The organism is Streptomyces sp. NPDC032822 (assembly GCF_055578825.1).
Genome location: NZ_JBVIOL010000005.1, coordinates 537,049 through 553,713, shown reverse-complemented (window position 1 = coordinate 553,713; position 16,665 = coordinate 537,049). Strand labels below are relative to the sequence as shown.

Here is a 16,665-nt window from a genome sequence, read left to right as displayed (position 1 = left end):
TCGTCCGGGCCTGTCGTCCGGGCCCTGTCGTCCGGGCCTGGTCCTACTCGGCGCCCGTCTCCTGGGCCCGGTCCGGCAGCAGTGCGCGCATCGCCTCGCACTGGGCCGGCCCCATGAACCGCTCCAGCGCCTGGACGACCGTCTCGGCCAGCACGTCGGAGGACTCCTTCAGCAGGCGGCGGGCCTTGTCGGTGAGGGCGACCTCGACGCCCCGCTTGTCTCCGCAGACCGACCCCCGGGAGACGAGCCCGGCGTGCTGGAGGCAGGCGATCTGGTAGGTGAGCCGGGTCTTGGGGCGGCCCAGGAGTTCCGCGACCCGGGTCATGCGCAGGCCCTCGGGCTCCTCGGCCAGCAGGCAGATCACCAGGAACTCGTCGTGCGAGACGCCGAGCCGCTCCTTGACGACGGAACGCAGCCGCTGCTCGACGGCCCCGGTCGTGGCCAGCATGAGCATCCAGGCGCGCAGCTCGGCGGGCAGCAGTCCGCCGCCCTGCGCGGAGGGGCATTCGGGCTGGTCGGCGGGGCGCTCGTCGGGGTCGGCCATGGTGTCCAGTGTACCTGTTGTCCAATTTTGGATGAGGTGGTTGTTCAGATTTGGATAATGGGCTAGCGTAAGGGTTCTCCAAATTTGGACCATCGGCGTTCGGCCGTCGGCACCAAGTCATCGGCGTCAAGCCATCAGGATCAGGGGAAAGATCATGACCGTCGCTGTGGAAACCGGCCTCTGGAAGCTCGACCCGAGCGCCTCCACCGTCGCCCTCCGGCACAAGACGATGTGGGGTCTGGTCACCGTGAAGGGCACCTTCGCCGGTGTGACCGGCCAGGGCGAGGTGCGCCCCGACGGTTCGGCCGTCGGCACCCTCACCGTGGACGCCGCCTCCGTGGACACCGGGCACACCAAGCGCGACACCCACCTGCGGTCCGCGCACTTCCTCGACGTCGACCACCACCCCGACATCGTCTTCGTCGTCCGCAGCGCCGAACTCCGCGAGGGCGGGACGGTCCACGTCGTCAGTCAGCTGACCGTGCGCGGCATCAGCAGGCCCCTGTCCTTCACCGCCCGCCTCGCCGGCGCGGAGGCCGACGCGCTCACGCTGGACGCCGAATTCACCGTGGACCGCGAGCAGTTCGGGATGGGCTGGAACCAGCTGGGCATGCTGCGCGGCCGGGCCATGATCGCCGCCACGCTCCGCTTCACGAGGTCGGCAGCCTGAGGTAGGTGCTCGACAGCGTCTGCGGCGCGGACGTGAAGGCCCGCAGCCGGATCCGCGCGCCCGGCCGGGGCAGGTGGTACCGCCCGGTGGGCGGCCGGAGTTCGTAGGTGGCGGCCCGGTGGGCGGGCAGCGCGGCCGGGCCGTGCACGACGGTCCAGTACGGGTCCATGCCCTGGCCGGTGGTGAGCGTGAAGTGAGGAGTGAGCGCGCTGTCCCCCGTGTTGGTGACCCGCAGGGTCAGCCGGGACAGGGCGGTCGCCGAGATCCGGTGCACCGAGAGCGTCCGCATCCGCAGCGGCGGCGTTCCCGTCACCGCCAGCGCGGAACTCACCAGGGCCGGCACGAGGAGCAGGACGGCCGCCGCGATCCGCGCCGGACGCCGGTGCGGGCCGGACAGCGGACGCGGTCTCGGCTGCCAGGCGTCGGCGAACTCGGAGGCGGGCGCGGTCACCGCCGCCGCCAGCCACAGCGGCGTCATCAGCAGGTAGTAGCCGTCCTGCGAACGGGTCGCCAGGAAGAAGGCGCACCACGGCAGGACGGTCGCCGCGGGGCCGAGCCGCCGGACGAACAGCACGAACAGCGCGAGCAGGGCCGCGGCCAGCAGCAGGCTCGCGTGCCCGTACCAGTCGAGACGGTCGCTGCCGTTCGTGAAGTAGAGCGAGACGCCCACCAGGCCCTGCCCGTGCAGCACCGCGCCCTGGGTCAGCGGCAGGGCGATCCCGGTGAACCAGGCGGCCCCTTCGCTCACCACGAAGTACGTGTTGATCAGCAGCCATACGGTGCCGGCGACCCCGACGATCCGCAGCACCACCCGTGCCGCGGCCCGGCCGCCCAGCTCCCCGCGCCGCACCGCGTAGATCCCCGCCAGCAGGAACGGCCCGAGGAACCACGGCAGTTGCTGCGCCGCGCACGCCGCTCCCAGACAGGCGGCCTGCGCGAGCCCGGCCGGACCGAGCCGTCCGCCGCGGCCGATCCGCGGCCAGCGCACCACCACCGGCACCAGCAGGGCCAGGGCCAGGATCGCCGGGTAGCCGAGCCTGCCGTACACGGGCAGCATGCCGAAGCCGAGGCAGACCATGGTCGCCGCCGGCCGCCAGGGCCCGGGCAGCAGCCGCCACAGCACCACCGTGCCGACGAGCAGCGCGCCCGTCGCCACCACCGTGGCCGGGGCGCCGCCGTGGCCCAGCCACAGCAGGGGCGCGGTGAGCAGCGGGGCCAGCGGGGGATAGCCGTACGTGTAGTCGTAGCCGCCGGTCACCGTCGGGGTGAGGGCGACGCCGTGGCCGAACAGCCAGGGCCACGGGTGTCCGTAGACGGCGTGCCCGGCGACCAGCTCCCGGGCGGCCTGCGTGGTGAGGTCCGCCTCGTCGGAGCCGTGGTGGTAGAGCGCGAGCGCGCACAGGGCGAGGGCCAGCGCGGTCACCAGGACGCACAGGTCCACCCGCGCCAGCGACCGCTCCCGGCGCACCACCAGGGCCAGCACCCCGCACACCAGGATCGAGGCGTAGCACACGGAGATCACCGCGGCCACGGGAAGCCGGTGACCAGCCGCCTGCGCCCACACCGAGCGCGTGCCGATGAGGAGGCTGATGTCGGCGAGCAGCGTCAGGACGCGATGCCACTGCGCGGGGGGTCGGGGGGCGGCGGGCACCGCCGGCCGGGTTCGCCGACCGGGTGCCGGCAGCCGGGTATCTGCCAGGAGCACGCCACCGGACGCTAATGGGGCCCGGTGAGCGAGGTGCCGGTGGAGGTGAAGAGTCCGGTGTGAGGACGGTGCGGAAGCCCTCAGTACACGTCCCGTACGTACCGCTTCGCCGCCGCCAGCTGCTTCAGCCACGCCGACGCCTCGGTCTCGTCCAGGCCGCCGTGCGTGACCGCGATGTCCCGCAGGGCCCGGTCCACGTCCTTCGCCATCCGGGAGGCGTCGCCGCAGACGTAGAGGTGGGCGCCGTCCCGCAGCCAGCGCCACAGCTCGGGGCCGTGCTCGCGCATCCGGTCCTGCACGTACACCTTGTTGCGCTGGTCGCGGGAGAACGCGGTGTCCAGGCGGGTCAGGGTCCCCTCGTCGCGCAGCGCGGTCAGCTCGTCCTCGTAGTAGAAGTCGCAGGCGCGGTGCTGCTCGCCGAAGAAGAGCCAGTTGGGTGCCCGGTGGCCGAGCGCGCGCCGCTCCTGGAGGAAGCCGACGAAGGGCGCGACCCCCGTGCCCGGACCGACCATCACCATCGGCGTCGAGGCGTCGGCGGGCGGCCGGAAGTGTGGCGAGCGCTGGACGAACACCGGTACCTCGGTGTCCGGTTCGGCGTCGGCGAGGAAGGGCGAGCAGACCCCGCCGCGTGGCCGGCCGTGCAGGTTCTCGTAGCGCACCACGGACACCGTGAGGGAGACCAGGTGCGGGTCGACGAGCGGGCTGGACGATATCGAGTACAGCCGGGGTTGCAGTTTCCTCAGGGCGTCCGCCCAGTCCTGCGCGTCCGCCCGCACCGGGTGCTCGGCGAGCACGTCCACCGCCTGCCGTCCCCAACTCCACTGCGCCAGGCCGTCCTTGTTGTCCGGACGCAGCAGCCTGCGCAACTCCCGGTCGTCACGGACGCGTTCGGCGACGAAGCGGAGCAGGTCCGGGGTGATCCGCGTGATGTCCAGGTGCCGGTACAGGGCGTCGGAGAACGCCACCTCACCCACACCCTCCAACGACACGGAGGCCGACGCTCCCACGCCGGTCGCGGCGAGCCACTCCGCCACCAGCGAGGGCGAGTTGACCGGCCGGACCCCGAGGGCGTCCCCCGCCTCGTACGTCAACGAGGTGCCGCTCGTGTCGAAGGTGAACCGCCTGACCTCCTTGCCCGCGCCGGGCAGGCTGAGCAGCCGGTTGCCGACCAGCCGGGCGGCGGCGGGGGCGGGCCTGGGGGAGCGGGCGGGCCGGGGCGGGGTGTCCGTCGCGGGCTCGCGGACCTCCGTCCTGGTGTCGAGGGCGCTCAGCACGCCGTCCAGCCAGGCGTCCGCCGACGGCTCGAAGTCCGGCTCGCAGTCCGTGCGCGGCGCCAGCCGCACCGCACCCAACTCGTCGAGCCGGGCGTCCAGTCGGCGCCCGTGCCCGCAGAAGTCGTCGTACGAGGAGTCGCCGAACGCCAGGACGGCGTAGCGGACCCCTTCCAGGCGTGGGGCCCGCTCCCCGGACAGCGTCTCCCAGAAGCCGGAGCCGTTGTCCGGCGCGTCGCCGTCGCCGAAGGTGCTGGTGATCAGCAGCAGGTCGGCGCCGGACGGCAGGGTGCCCGGGTCGGTGTCGTCCATCCCGACGAGCCGGGCCGTGTGCCCGCTCGCGGACAGCCGGTCGGCGACGGACCCGGCGAACTCCTCGGCGTTCCCGGTCTGCGAGGCCCACAGGATGACGACCTCGCGCCCGGACGCGGACCGGGTCCGGGGTTCGGCGGCCGTGCGCGAGTACATGCCGGCCAGGACGCCGTTCACCCACAGCGCGTGCTCGGGACTGAAGGGGGCGTCCGCCGGGAGCACCGGGGTGCCGGGGGAGCCGGAGCCGATGCCCGCGAGGAAGCCGGTGAGATAGAGCCGTTCCTGAGCGGTGAGGACGGGCGGCGGGGAGGGGGTGAGCCCGAAGGGATCCGGGCCGCCGGGCGTGACGGCGGTCGGGACGACGACCTCGTCGACCTCGGCGGGCGTCGCCGGTGTCGCCACCCGCGTCAACGACACCGCGCACACCTTGAACTCCGGCTGGAACGACACCGGGTCCACCGCGTCGTTCGTGACGGCGTTGACGCTCAGGTACTCCCCGAACAGGTCGTTCCAGTGGAACGGCGCGAAACAGCCCCCGGGCCGCACCCGGTCGGTCACCACCGCGGGCAGCACCGCCCGCCCCCGCCGCGAGGCGACCTCCACCCGGTCGCCGTCCGTGATCCCCAACTCCCGCGCGTCCTCGGGATGCAGCTCCACGAACGGCCCGGAGTTCAGCTTGTTGAGCTTGGCGACCTTCCCCGTCTTCGTCAGCGTGTGCCACTGGTGCTGCACCCGCCCGGTGTTCAGCACGAACGGGTAGTCCTCGTCGGGCATCTCGGCCGCCGGCAGATGCGGCCGTGCGTGGAAGACGGCCCGCCCGCTGCCGGTCGGGAACCGCAGCCCGCCCTCGCCGTCGACGTACCGGATCGGATTGCGCTCGGGCCCGTCCTCGGCGGCGGCCGGCCACTGCACGGGCGTCGACCGCAGCCGCTCGTACGTCACCCCGCGCAGGTCCCACCCGGTCACCGGGTTCCAGAAGCGCCGGATCTCCTCGAAGACCTCCTCGGCGCTCTCGTAGGAGAACCCCTTCTCGTATCCCATCTCCCGGGCCACCGCGGCGATGAGCCGCCAGTCCGCCATCGCCTCCCCGGGCGGGTCGGCCGCCGCCCGGGTCAGGGTGAGGCTCCGCTCGCTGTTGACGAAGACGCCCTCGCCCTCGGTCCACATCGCGCCGGGCAGCACGACATCGGCGTACGCGTTGGTCTCGGTGTCACCGAAGACGTCCTGGGCGACGACGAACTCGGCGGCCTCCAGGCCCTCGATGACGGTGCGGCGGCCCGCGACCGAGGCGACCGGGTTGGTGCAGATGATCCAGCAGGCCCTGATCTCCCCGTCGGCCATCTTCCGGAACATCTCGACGGTGCCCTTGCCGACGCCGTCCTTCCGCAGGGCGCCGGGCGGCAGCTCCCACACGTCCTCGGCGAACGCCCGCTCCTCGTCGACCAGTACCGAGCGCTGCCCCGGCAGCCCCGGCCCCATATAGCCCATCTCGCGCCCGCCCATCGCGTTGGGCTGGCCGGTGAGGGAGAAGGGCCCGCTGCCCGGACGGCAGATCGCGCCGGTCGCGAGATGCAGGTTGACCAGGGCGTTCGTGTTCCAGGTGCCGTGCGTGGACTGGTTGAGGCCCATGGTCCAGCAGCTCATCCACTCCCCGGCCTCACCGATCAGCCGCGCGGCCTCGCGCAGGTCGTCCTCGGCGATCCCGGTGATCTCCGCGACCGTTCGCGGCGGGTAGTCGGCGAGGAACTCCGGCAGCGCCTCCCAGCCCTCGGTGTGCGCGGCGACGAAAGCGGGGTCGGTGTGCCCGTTCTCGACCAGCAGGTGCAGCAGCCCGTTCAGCAGGGCGAGGTCGGTACCCGGCCTGACCTGGAGGAACAGCTCGGCCTTGGCGGCGGTCGCGGTGCGCCGCGGGTCCACGACGATCAGCTTGGCGCCCGCCTTCACCCGCTCCATCATCCGCAGGTAGAGGATCGGGTGGCAGTCCGCCATGTTCGACCCGATGACCAGGAAGACATCCGCCCGGTCGAAGTCCTCGTAGGACCCCGGCGGCCCGTCCGCGCCCAGCGACAGCTTGTATCCGGCACCGGCGCTCGCCATGCACAGCCGGGAGTTCGACTCGATCTGGTTGGTCCGCACGAACCCCTTGGCCAGCTTGTTCGCCAGGTACTGGGCCTCCATGCTCATCTGCCCGGAGACATAGAAGGCGACCGCGTCCGGCCCGTGCTCGTCGACGATCGCGCGCAGCCGCCGCGCGGTCTCGGCGATCGCGTCGGCCACCGGCACCGGTACCGGCTCCTCGCCCCGGTCGTCCCGGACCAAGGCGGTGGTCAGCCGGCCGGGCGCGGCGAGCATCTCGGCGGTGGTCGCGCCCTTGGTGCAGAGCCGTCCCGCGTTCGCCGGGTGCGCCTTGTCCCCGGACGCCTTCAGGACCGTACGCCTGCCGTCCGGGCCCATGCCGACGTCGAGCAGGAGGCCGCAGCCCACACCGCAGTACGAGCAGACCGTGCGCACCTGCTCGGTCCGGGGTGTCGTCGTCATACCGACGACGGTACGAATTGCCCGTTACGCCGATGTCACACGGCTTGATCATCGGGCGTTACGCCCGTCACACAGCCGGGCCGGGGACGCTGTGAGGTGCGATGGGATCGCGGAGCGTGTCGTATTCGGCCGAACGGGTGACCATGCGTAAGAATTGCCCGATGCAGACAGCAGTGCGAGCCGAGAACGGAGCATGCCGGTGAACAGCCACGATGTCACCGACGAACAGTGGGAGGGGCTCGCCCAGGTAGTGCCGCTACGAGGCCGGGACGCCTGGCCGTCCGCGGTCGGACACCGGGCCCTGCCCGACGCGGAGACCGAGACCAGGCGCCACTTCGTCATCCTGCGCGTCAACGTGTTCGCGGACGCCCGCGAGGTCGCCGAGACGCTGATGGCGGGCATACCCGTGCTCCTCGACCTCACCGGCGCGGAGACCGACGTCGCCAAACGGGTCCTCGACTTCAGCACGGGCGTCGTCTTCGGCCTGGCGAGCGGAATGCACCGCGTCGAGCGGAACGTGTTCCTGCTCACTCCGGCCGACACCGAGGTGACCGGCCGGACGGACGGGGTGGAGGTGCCCGGCGGCTGAGACCGGAGAGGCCGGTCCCTCGATCGTAGGAAGGTGTCGGCGGCGGAACGGTTCGCCTGACGGCGGAGACCTACGGTCCGCATATGACCGTGTCCTGTACGTCCGCCGCGTCCCATCCCTCTTCCGCGTCCACCCCGTCCGCCTTACCCTCCCCGCCGGTCCGGGAGCGACCGGACCGGCCGTGTGTCGTCGAACTGCGGCTGTCCGCCTTCGCCGGACACCGCCGGGCCGGGTTCCCGCTCGGACCGCTCACGCTGTTCGCCGGCCCCAGCGGCTGCGGCAAGACGACCGCGCTCCGGGCGTACGAGGCTCTCGCCCGGCTCGGCGGCGGGGCGGCCGTCGACGAGGTCTTCCCCGACCCGGTCGCCTGCGTCCCCGACCGGGCCCGGCCCGACGCCCAGCGCCGACGGGGCTTCCGTATCGGCTGCACGGCCGACGGACCCGAGGGCCCGGTCCGGCTCGACCTCGCCGTCCAGGCCGAACCCCATCTGCGCATCGTGGGCGAGCGGCTGTCGGCGGACGGCCTGGTCCTGCTGCAGACCGCCCTGCGCGACCCCGCGCGGCGCACCGTGCAGGCCGCCTGGCACACGGCGGGATCCGCGCCGGTCACCCGCGCCCCGCTGCCCGACGACCGGCTCGGCACCGCCCTGCTCCCGCTGCGCGTGGCCGGCAAGACCGACGGACAGCGCCGGGTCCTCGCCGCCGCCGAGCAGATGGTCGTCGCCCTGCGCTCCGTGTTCGCCTGCGATCCACGTCCCGACCGGATGCGCGCCCCCGTCCCGACCGGCTCCGGGCGACTGCTCGGCGGCTGCGACAACCTCGCCGACGTGCTCTGGCGCACCCGCGCCGAGTGCACGCGACGACACGCCCAGCTCGTCACGGCGGTACGCGCCGGATGCGCCGGCCCCGTCACGGACCTGTTCGCCGAGCCGCTCACCGACGGGACCGTCCGCGCGCTGCTCGACCGGGGCGACGGCGTCCGCACCCGGCTCGGACGGCTGGGTGACGGGGAACTGAGGTACCTCGCCCTCGCGTTGGTGCTGTTCACCGGCCCCGGGGTGCTGGAGGTCGACCCGGCCGGCGAGGTACCGGCGGCCCTGCAGACCCTCACCGTGCTCACCGACAACCTCGACCGGGGCCTGGACCCGCGGCAGCGCACCGAACTGCTGGGGCTCGCCGCCCGGATGTGCGACCGCGGGCACATCCGGCTGGTCGGCACGGTCAGCGACGCGTCCTGGGCCGCCGGGCCGCCCGGGATCACGGTGGTACACCTGGACCCGTGACCGAACCTCTCGACGTGGCGACACTGCAGCGCAGGCTGGCCGAGTTCGCCGCCGCCCGCAACTGGCAGCAGTACCACACACCCAAGAACCTCGTCGCCGCGCTCAGCGTCGAGGCGTCCGAACTGGTGGAGATCTTCCAGTGGTTGACGCCCGAGGAGTCCGTCGGCGTGATGGCCGACCCCGACAGCGCACACCGTGTCACCGACGAGGTCGCCGACGTCCTCGCCTATCTGCTGCAACTGTGCGAGGTGCTCGGCATCGACCCGCTGGCGGCGCTGGACGCGAAGATCGACCGGAACGAAGGGAGGTTCCCGACGCCGTAGACGACGTCCTGTTGTAGACCAATTCGGGGAGCGGTCCCGTCCGTTATCACTCTCCGCAGTCAAAAGTCGGGTCGAAACCGATTCGTTGTCCGAAGATTTCGGCCTTCCTCTGGTTTTTCGTCTCAAGTACTCTCACTCTGGGTAATGAACAAGGGAGTTCGGGCGGACGTGCCACGGGCGCGTCGGGACAGACGGGGGCAGCGCATGGACGCTGTGCGGCTGATCGTGACGAGCAGACGCGCCCTGGCGGGAGGCGGTGAGGCATCGGAACTCCTGGCGGAGGTGTGGCAGGCGCAGGCCCTGGCCCAGGCGATAGGCAGCCGCCTCGCGGTCGCCGGACCGCCGGAACTGCGCGGCGAGGCACTGGGGTTGACGGAACTGGCGGGCCGGGGCTGCGGTGTCCTGGACCGCCCGGACATCGACACGGAACACCTCCGCGCCGCCCAGCTCACCGAACTGGGCGACGCCCGTCAGGCCCTGCTCTGCCTCGGCGGCCTCCTCGGCGAGGTCGGCATCGCGCTCGTCGGCCTCGCCTGCGCCGCGGACGACGAGGGCAGGTACTGGCAGTGCATGGAAGCCATCGACGCGGCGGACGAGTCGAGGGACCGGGTCCTGGAGATGCTGCGGAAACTGACCGACCGGGACGAGGCGTTACCGGCGTAGACCCGCCGCCGGTCCGCGGCGGTGGGTCAGACGGTCTCCCCGTCCGCCGCCGGTCCCCGCCCGCCGCCCGTGGCCGACTGCAGATCCGCGTCCAGCGCCGACAGATCCGCGTTCAGCGCCGCCATCAGCTCCTCCATCTGCTGAAGCAACCCCTTCGGCCGCCCCGCCTCGGAACCGGCTTCTGGCCCCCCACCCTGTTGCGGCACGGTTTCTTCGGACATGACGGCCTCCTCGGCCCAGGGCCTCCACAGGAGGCCGACGCGGGTCACGGACGACGCTCCGGCGGACGACCGTCCGGTGCGGGCGCCGGTCGGTCCGGCTCCGCCCGAGCCAACGATCACCGCCGTACCGGGTCACTGGCGAGAGCACACCCCGGGGGCGGCGCCGGCCGATTTTCACCCGACCGGGCAGGCGTGCGACCGCGGGGACCGGTGAGGTTGACCGCGGTCGCAGCGTGCAGGATGGAGACATGGATCTTCGCATCTTCACCGAACCCCAGCAGGGCGCCACCTACGACACCCTCCTCACCGTCGCCAAGGCCACCGAGGACCTCGGTTTCGACGCCTTCTTCCGCTCCGACCACTATCTGAAAATGGGCTCGGGGGACGGCCTCCCCGGCCCCACCGACGCCTGGATCACCCTCGCCGGCCTGGCCCGCGAGACCCGGCGCATCCGGCTCGGCACCCTCATGACGGCCGGCACCTTCCGGCTCCCCGGCGTGCTCGCCATCCAGGTCGCGCAGGTCGACCAGATGTCCGGCGGCCGGATCGAACTGGGCCTGGGCGCCGGCTGGTTCGAGGAGGAGCACACGGCGTACGGCATCCCCTTCCCGAAGGAGAAGTTCGGGCGCCTGGAGGAGCAGCTGGCGATCGTCACCGGACTGTGGGCCACCGAGGTCGGCGCGACCTTCGACTTCCACGGCACCCACTACGACCTCGCCGGCTCGCCCGCGCTGCCCAAGCCCGCCCAGGACCGGATCCCGGTGCTCGTCGGCGGTCACGGCGCCACCCGCACCCCGAAGCTCGCCGCGCGCTACGCCGACGAGTTCAACATGCCGTTCGGCTCGGTCGAGGACAGCGAGCGCCAGTTCGGCCGGGTGCGTGCCGCCGCGGAGGAGGCCGGCCGCAAGGCCGACGAGATCACCTACTCCAACGCCCTCGTCGTCTGCGTCGGCAAGGACGACCAGGAGGTCGCCCGCCGCGCCGCCGTCATCGGCCGCGAGGTCGACGAGCTGAAGGCCAACGGCCTGGCCGGCACGCCCTCCGAGGTCGTCGACAAGATCGGCCGCTACGCCGCGATCGGCTCCGAGCGCGTCTACCTCCAGATCCTCGACCTGTCCGACCTGGACCACCTGGAGCTGATCTCCGCGCAGGTGCAGTCGCAGCTGTCGTAGGCCCGGTGGCGGAGGCGGGCCGGTCACTGTGACAGGCCTGTGGCCGGAACTGTGGCCTCCGTCACGGCCCGGATGATCAGGATGCTGATGGGGTGGCCCGATGCGAAGAGCCGCCCCCTTCCTGCCGATCCTGGTCGCCGCCGCCCTGCTCGTGACGGGCTGCGGATCCGAACGTGCCGGATCCGAACGTGCCGGTTCCGGAGGCGCCGGAGCCGGCGCGTCGTCACCCAGCCCGGTCTCCGAGCCGGCCGTGGACGGCGTGCGGATCACCGGCCTGACCCTGCCGTCCCCCTCGACGCCCGGCAGCGTCTCCGCGTACTCCTCGCTCTCCGCGACCTACGAGATCGTCAACGACGGCTCCGAGGCGCTGACCTACACGATCCTGTTTGACTTCACGACGGCCACCGGCGAGGTGATGACCAACATCCGGCAGACCGTCCGCGACGTCGGACCCGGCCGGACCGTGCGGCGCACCGTCGACATGCCGCCCGCGATGGGTGGCCGAGACGCGAACGCGACCCGGGTGAAGGTCTCCGAGGTCACCGGCGTCCCCGCGGCCGAGGCACCGGCCGAGGCGGGCGACTGCCCGACAGACGGGATCCGCGTCTTCGCCGACGACGGCGACGCCGCCATGGGACTGCGGGTCGTGGGGCTGTGGCTGGAGAACTGCGGCACCGCCGACTACCACGTCGAGGGCTATCCGCAGCTCACCCTCCTCGGCGAGGACCGCGAACCGGTCGACGGGGTCGAGGTGCTCCGCGGCGCCGGTGACATCACCAGCGGTGCCACCGGCGCCGAGGGCCCGCCCCGGCCTCTCACCCTCAAGCCCGGCGAACGCGCCCGGTCCACCCTGGTCTGGCGCAACACGGTCGACCTCGGCCTCGACGCCGTCGACGCCCCCTACGTCCGGGTCCGCGCCAGATCCGGCGCCGCACCGGTCACGGTGACCCCCCACCTCGACCTCGGGACCACCGGAAAACTGGGCGTCGGACCCTGGAAGGCCGAGCGACCCCAGCGGCGCGAATAAACGAAAGCGCCGGTCGGCGGGGGTGTGGGATCGTGGGACGGTCGTCCTGCCGAGCCCTCGGGATCACCGTCCCTGGGGGCTTTCGCGTGTACGGCACACCACCACATCCACCGGCCGGAGAGGCCCTCCGCATGTTCCTGACGATCAGTACCACCGGCACCCCCGAACGCCCCGCCACCGACCTCGGTTACCTGCTGCACAAGCATCCCGAGAAGGCGCAGGTGTTCTCCACCTCCTACGGCAAGGCGCACGTCCTCTACCCCGAGGCCGACGCCGGGCGCTGCACGGCGGCGCTGCTCCTGGAGGTCGACGCGGTGGCACTGGTCCGGCGCGGCAAGGGCAAGGGACGCGGCGGCGCCCCCGACGCGGCACTCGCGCAGTACGTCAACGACCGTCCCTACGCCGCCTCCTCGCTGCTCGCCGTGGCGCTGAGCGGCGTCTTCTCCAGCGCCATGCGGGGCGTGTGCAACGCCAGGCCCCAGGCTCCCGCCCAGCCCAGGCCGCTGCGCATCGAGGTGCCCGCGCTCCCGGCCCGAGGCGGCCCGGAACTCGTACGGCGGCTCTTCGAACCGCTCGGCTGGACGGTGGGCGCCGAACCGGTGGCGCTGGACAGCGAGTTCCCGCAGTGGGGCGACTCGCGCTATGTGCGCCTCCTGCTGGAGTCGGACACGCTGACCGTCGCCGAGGCCCTGCGCCATCTGTACGTCCTGCTCCCCGTCCTCGACGACGCCAAGCACTACTGGGTGTCCCCGGACGAGGTCGACAAGCTGCTGCGGGCCGGCGAGGGCTGGCTGCCCGACCACCCGGAACAGAAGCTGATCACCAGCCGCTATCTGTCCCGCCGTTGGTCGCTGACCCGGCAGGCCATGGAACGCCTCGAACTGGTGCGGCTGGCCGAGGCCGACGACAGCGAGGTCGAGGAGATCGACAACGCCGTCGAGGCGGAGGCCGAGACCGAGGAGAGGCCGACCCCGCTCGCCGTGCGGCGCCGGGACGCGATCATCGCCGCGCTGCAGGCGTCCGGCGCCGCCCGGGTGCTCGATCTCGGCTGCGGACAGGGCCAGTTGGTGCAGGCGCTGCTCAAGGACGTGCGGTTCACCGAGATCGTCGGCACCGACGTGTCGATGCGGGCCCTCACCATCGCCTCCCGGCGACTGAAGCTGGACCGCATGGGGGAGCGGCAGGCCGCGCGCGTCCAGCTCTTCCAGAGCTCGCTGGCCTACACCGACAACCGGCTCAAGGGGTACGACGCCGCCGTGCTCAGCGAGGTGATCGAACACCTCGACCTGCCGCGGCTGCCCGCCCTGGAGTACGCGGTGTTCGGCTCGGCCCGCCCCCGGACCGTGCTGGTGACCACCCCCAACGTCGAGTACAACGTGCGCTGGGAGAGCCTCCCGGCGGGTCATGTCCGGCACGGCGACCACCGGTTCGAGTGGACACGCGCGCAGTTCCGGGCCTGGGCGGACGCGGTGGCCGAACGGCACGGCTACGGCGTGGAGTTCGCACCGGTCGGCCCCGACGACCCGGAGGTCGGGCCGCCGACGCAGATGGCCGTGTTCAGCATCAGGAACGAGAAGGACCGGAACGAGAAGGAGGCGAAGACGGCATGACCGAGACCCGGGTTTCCGAACAGCGGGGACGGGTGCTCCCCGTCACCGACCTCTCCCTCGTCGTCCTCGTCGGCGCCTCCGGCTCCGGCAAGTCCACCTTCGCCCGCCGGCACTTCGGTCCGACCGAGATCATCTCCTCGGACTTCTGCCGCGGCCTGGTCTCCGACGACGAGAACGACCAGAGCGCGACCAAGGACGCCTTCGACGTCCTGCACTACATCGCGGGCAAGCGCCTGGCGGCGGGCCGCCGTACGGTCGTGGACGCCACCAGCGTGCAGCAGGACTCGCGCCGGCAGCTCGTCGACCTCGCCAGGCAGTACGACGTGCTGCCCATCGCCATCGTGCTCGACGTGCCCGAGGAGGTGTGCGCCGAGCGCAACGCGGCCCGCACCGACCGGGCCGACATGCCGCGCCGGGTGATCGGCCGCCACATCCGCGAACTCCGCCGGTCCCTGCGCCAGTTGGAGCGCGAGGGGTTCCGGAAGGTACACATCCTGCGGGGCGTGGAGGAGGTGGAGCACGCCACCGTCGTCACCGAGAAGCGCTTCAACGACCTGACCCACCTCACCGGCCCCTTCGACATCGTCGGCGACATCCACGGCTGCGCCGCCGAACTGGAGACCCTGCTCGGCACGTTGGGCTACGCCGACGGCGTCCACCCGGACGGCCGTACCGCGGTCTTCGTCGGCGACCTCGTCGACCGCGGACCGGACAGCCCGGGCGTGCTGCGCCGCGTGATGTCCATGGTGGCCTCGGGCAACGCCCTGTGCGTGCCCGGCAACCACGAGAACAAGTTCGGCCGTCACCTCAGGGGCCGCCAGGTCCAGCACACCCACGGACTCGCCGAGACAGTCGAGCAGATGGCCGGCGAGAGCGAGGAGTTCACCCGGCAGGTACGGGAGTTCATCGACGGGCTCGTCAGCCACTACGTCCTCGACGGCGGCAGGCTGGTCGTCTGTCACGCCGGTCTGCCCGAGAAGTACCACGGCCGCACCTCCGGCCGGGTCCGCTCGCACGCCCTGTACGGCGACACCACCGGCGAGACCGACGAGTTCGGGCTGCCGGTGCGCTACCCGTGGGCGGAGGACTACCGGGGCCGCGCCGCCGTGGTCTACGGCCACACCCCGGTCCCCGAGGCCACCTGGCTCAACAACACCATCTGCCTGGACACCGGCGCCGTCTTCGGCGGCAAGCTCACCGCGCTGCGCTGGCCGGAGCGCGAACTCGTCGACGTACCGGCGGAGCAGGTCTGGTACGAGCCGGCCAGGCCGCTGCGCAGCGAGGCGCCGGGCGGGCAGGACGGACGCCCGCTGGCCCTCACGGACGTGCACGGACGCCGGGCCGTGGAGACCCGGCACGCGGGCCGGGTGTCGGTCCGGGAGGAGAACGCGGCGGCGGCCCTGGAGGTCATGAGCCGCTTCGCGGTGGACCCGCGGCTGCTGCCGTACCTGCCGCCGACCATGGCGCCGACGGCGACCTCGCAGGTGGAGGGCTACCTGGAGCACCCGGCCGAGGCCTTCGCGCAGTACCAGCGGGACGGCGTGGAGCGGGTCGTGTGCGAGGAGAAGCACATGGGCTCCAGGGCCGTGGCCCTGGTGTGCCGGGACGCGGAGGCGGCCCGCGGACGCTTTGGGGTCGACGGACCGACCGGCTCGCTGTACACCCGCACCGGCCGCCCCTTCTTCGACGACGAGTCGGTGACCGAGGAGATCCTCGGCCGCCTCAGGACGGCGGTCGACGAGGCCGGTCTCTGGTCCGAACTGGCCACCGACTGGATCCTGCTGGACGCCGAGCTGATGCCGTGGTCGCTGAAGGCCTCCGGCCTGCTGCGCAGTCAGTACGCGGCCGTCGGCGCCGCCTCCGGAGCGGTGTTCCCGGGCGCGCTGGCCGCCCTGGAGGGCGCCGCGGCCCGCGGCGTCGACGTGTCCGACCTGCTGTCCCGGCAGCGCGAACGGGCCGATGCCGCCGCGAGGTTCACCGACGCCTACCGGCGCTACTGCTGGACCACGGACGGCCTCGACGGCGTCCGCCTGGCACCGTTCCAGCTCCTCGCCGTCCAGGGCCGCAGCCTCGCCGGACTCCCGCACGACGAACAACTGGCCCTGCTGGACCGGCTCGTGGAGCACGACTCCACCGGCCTGCTGCAGACCACCCGGCGCCTGTACGTCGACACCGGCGACCCGGAGTCGGTGCGGTCGGGCGTCGACTGGTGGCTGGAGATGACCGGCCGCGGCGGCGAGGGCATGGTCGTCAAGCCGGTCGGCGCGCTCGTCCGCGGCGCGGAGGGGCGCCTGGTGCAGCCCGGCGTCAAGTGCCGCGGCCGTGAGTACCTGCGGATCATCTACGGCCCGGAGTACACCCGCCCGGACAACCTCGCCCGGCTCCGCGGCCGGTTCCTCAACCACAAGCGGTCGCTCGCGATCCGCGAGTACGCGCTCGGCCTGGAGGCCCTCGACCGGCTGGCCGAGGGCGAGCCGCTGTGGCGGGTCCACGAGGCCGTTTTCGGGGTGCTGGCCCTGGAGTCGGAGCCGGTGGACCCGAGGCTGTAGCCGGCCCCGGCACCCGTGAGGATCGATTTCCGGCCGAGTCGTCCAGCTCCTGGGCGCTCGGCCGGACTTCGCGCCCCACGACACCACTTGTCCCTGGTGAACCGTCAGTTGCCGTGCTAACTTCGCAGGTCGGTCAGGCAGGCATACCGGCTTCATGGGGGACAGTCGGTGGAGACAGGCGCGGGGTG

13 protein-coding genes are annotated in these 16,665 nt (G+C 72.4%); 9 read left to right on the top strand and 4 right to left on the bottom strand.

The genetic code is table 11. The features are described from left to right. Nucleotides 1-43: 43 nt before the first annotated feature. The gene (locus tag ACZ5VD_RS17950) at nucleotides 44-544 is read right to left on the bottom strand and encodes a MarR family winged helix-turn-helix transcriptional regulator (protein WP_468682667.1); all 501 of its coding nucleotides are present in this window, start codon (nucleotides 542-544) and stop codon (nucleotides 44-46) included. A gap of 154 nt (nucleotides 545-698) precedes the next feature. Between ACZ5VD_RS17950 and ACZ5VD_RS17945 the strand changes: the two genes are divergently transcribed. Continuing rightward, the gene (locus ACZ5VD_RS17945) at nucleotides 699-1,214 is read left to right on the top strand and encodes a YceI family protein (protein WP_468548286.1); all 516 of its coding nucleotides are present in this window, start codon (nucleotides 699-701) and stop codon (nucleotides 1,212-1,214) included. On the opposite strand, the gene ACZ5VD_RS17940 is transcribed toward ACZ5VD_RS17945, so the two are convergent. Together ACZ5VD_RS17940 and ACZ5VD_RS17935 are read right to left on the bottom strand one after the other, a co-directional pair. Further along, entirely contained in the window at nucleotides 1,195-2,919 is a 1,725-nt protein-coding gene (locus ACZ5VD_RS17940) for a hypothetical protein (protein WP_468682666.1), read from the bottom strand. The genes ACZ5VD_RS17945 and ACZ5VD_RS17940 overlap by 20 nt on opposite strands. A gap of 80 nt (nucleotides 2,920-2,999) precedes the next feature. Further along, nucleotides 3,000-7,040, bottom strand: a complete 4,041-nt coding sequence (locus tag ACZ5VD_RS17935) for a molybdopterin-dependent oxidoreductase (RefSeq protein ID WP_468682665.1) — start codon at nucleotides 7,038-7,040, stop codon at nucleotides 3,000-3,002. Nucleotides 7,041-7,233: 193 nt separating this feature from the next. Between ACZ5VD_RS17935 and ACZ5VD_RS17930 the strand changes: the two genes are divergently transcribed. From ACZ5VD_RS17930 to ACZ5VD_RS17915, 4 genes are all read left to right on the top strand, one after another. After that, on the top strand, nucleotides 7,234-7,629 hold the full coding sequence (locus ACZ5VD_RS17930; RefSeq protein ID WP_468548283.1) for a cell division protein SepF: 396 nt from the start codon (nucleotides 7,234-7,236) through the stop codon (nucleotides 7,627-7,629). A gap of 83 nt (nucleotides 7,630-7,712) precedes the next feature. After that, a complete protein-coding gene (locus ACZ5VD_RS17925) occupies nucleotides 7,713-8,912 on the top strand; it encodes an AAA family ATPase (protein ID WP_468548282.1) in 1,200 nt (399 codons plus the stop codon). Continuing rightward, nucleotides 8,909-9,235 (top strand): nucleotide pyrophosphohydrolase, encoded by a 327-nt coding sequence (locus tag ACZ5VD_RS17920; RefSeq protein WP_468548281.1) that lies wholly within the window; start codon nucleotides 8,909-8,911, stop codon nucleotides 9,233-9,235. Before ACZ5VD_RS17925 ends, ACZ5VD_RS17920 begins: the two co-directional genes overlap by 4 nt. 204 nt (nucleotides 9,236-9,439) lie before the next feature. Beyond that, nucleotides 9,440-9,898 carry a DUF6099 family protein gene (locus tag ACZ5VD_RS17915; RefSeq protein WP_468548280.1) on the top strand — a complete coding sequence of 153 codons (459 nt, stop codon included), beginning with the start codon at nucleotides 9,440-9,442 and terminating at the stop codon, nucleotides 9,896-9,898. A 26-nt stretch (nucleotides 9,899-9,924) separates the two neighbouring features. Here ACZ5VD_RS17915 and ACZ5VD_RS17910 read toward each other — a convergent pair whose 3' ends face one another. Further along, nucleotides 9,925-10,119 (bottom strand): hypothetical protein, encoded by a 195-nt coding sequence (locus ACZ5VD_RS17910; protein WP_468548279.1) that lies wholly within the window; start codon nucleotides 10,117-10,119, stop codon nucleotides 9,925-9,927. A 248-nt stretch (nucleotides 10,120-10,367) separates the two neighbouring features. On the opposite strand from ACZ5VD_RS17910, the gene ACZ5VD_RS17905 reads away from it, so the two are divergent. The 4 genes from ACZ5VD_RS17905 to ACZ5VD_RS17890 all read left to right on the top strand — a co-directional run bounded on the left by ACZ5VD_RS17905 (nucleotide 10,368) and on the right by ACZ5VD_RS17890 (nucleotide 16,477). Next, entirely contained in the window at nucleotides 10,368-11,291 is a 924-nt protein-coding gene (locus ACZ5VD_RS17905; protein WP_468548278.1) for an LLM class F420-dependent oxidoreductase, read from the top strand. A gap of 100 nt (nucleotides 11,292-11,391) precedes the next feature. Continuing rightward, nucleotides 11,392-12,318: a DUF4232 domain-containing protein gene (locus tag ACZ5VD_RS17900; RefSeq protein ID WP_468682664.1), complete on the top strand. Its 927-nt coding sequence runs from the start codon at nucleotides 11,392-11,394 to the stop codon at nucleotides 12,316-12,318. A 131-nt stretch (nucleotides 12,319-12,449) separates the two neighbouring features. After that, the gene (locus ACZ5VD_RS17895; protein ID WP_468682663.1) at nucleotides 12,450-13,928 is read left to right on the top strand and encodes a 3' terminal RNA ribose 2'-O-methyltransferase Hen1; all 1,479 of its coding nucleotides are present in this window, start codon (nucleotides 12,450-12,452) and stop codon (nucleotides 13,926-13,928) included. Continuing rightward, nucleotides 13,925-16,477, top strand: a complete 2,553-nt coding sequence (locus tag ACZ5VD_RS17890) for a polynucleotide kinase-phosphatase (RefSeq protein WP_468548275.1) — start codon at nucleotides 13,925-13,927, stop codon at nucleotides 16,475-16,477. The genes ACZ5VD_RS17895 and ACZ5VD_RS17890 overlap by 4 nt, the downstream gene beginning before the upstream one ends. The last annotated feature ends 188 nt before the right edge of the window (nucleotides 16,478-16,665 follow it).

Coding starts and splice junctions, on each gene's coding strand:
- ACZ5VD_RS17915 (WP_468548280.1), top strand. CDS start 9,440: ATGGACGCTGTGCGGCTGATCGTGACGAGCAGACGCGCCCTGGCGGGA.
- ACZ5VD_RS17890 (WP_468548275.1), top strand. CDS start 13,925: ATGACCGAGACCCGGGTTTCCGAACAGCGGGGACGGGTGCTCCCCGTC.
- ACZ5VD_RS17930 (WP_468548283.1), top strand. CDS start 7,234: ATGCCGGTGAACAGCCACGATGTCACCGACGAACAGTGGGAGGGGCTC.
- ACZ5VD_RS17910 (WP_468548279.1), bottom strand. CDS start 10,119: ATGTCCGAAGAAACCGTGCCGCAACAGGGTGGGGGGCCAGAAGCCGGT.
- ACZ5VD_RS17950 (WP_468682667.1), bottom strand. CDS start 544: ATGGCCGACCCCGACGAGCGCCCCGCCGACCAGCCCGAATGCCCCTCC.
- ACZ5VD_RS17905 (WP_468548278.1), top strand. CDS start 10,368: ATGGATCTTCGCATCTTCACCGAACCCCAGCAGGGCGCCACCTACGAC.
- ACZ5VD_RS17935 (WP_468682665.1), bottom strand. CDS start 7,040: ATGACGACGACACCCCGGACCGAGCAGGTGCGCACGGTCTGCTCGTAC.
- ACZ5VD_RS17900 (WP_468682664.1), top strand. CDS start 11,392: ATGCGAAGAGCCGCCCCCTTCCTGCCGATCCTGGTCGCCGCCGCCCTG.
- ACZ5VD_RS17945 (WP_468548286.1), top strand. CDS start 699: ATGACCGTCGCTGTGGAAACCGGCCTCTGGAAGCTCGACCCGAGCGCC.
- ACZ5VD_RS17925 (WP_468548282.1), top strand. CDS start 7,713: ATGACCGTGTCCTGTACGTCCGCCGCGTCCCATCCCTCTTCCGCGTCC.
- ACZ5VD_RS17895 (WP_468682663.1), top strand. CDS start 12,450: ATGTTCCTGACGATCAGTACCACCGGCACCCCCGAACGCCCCGCCACC.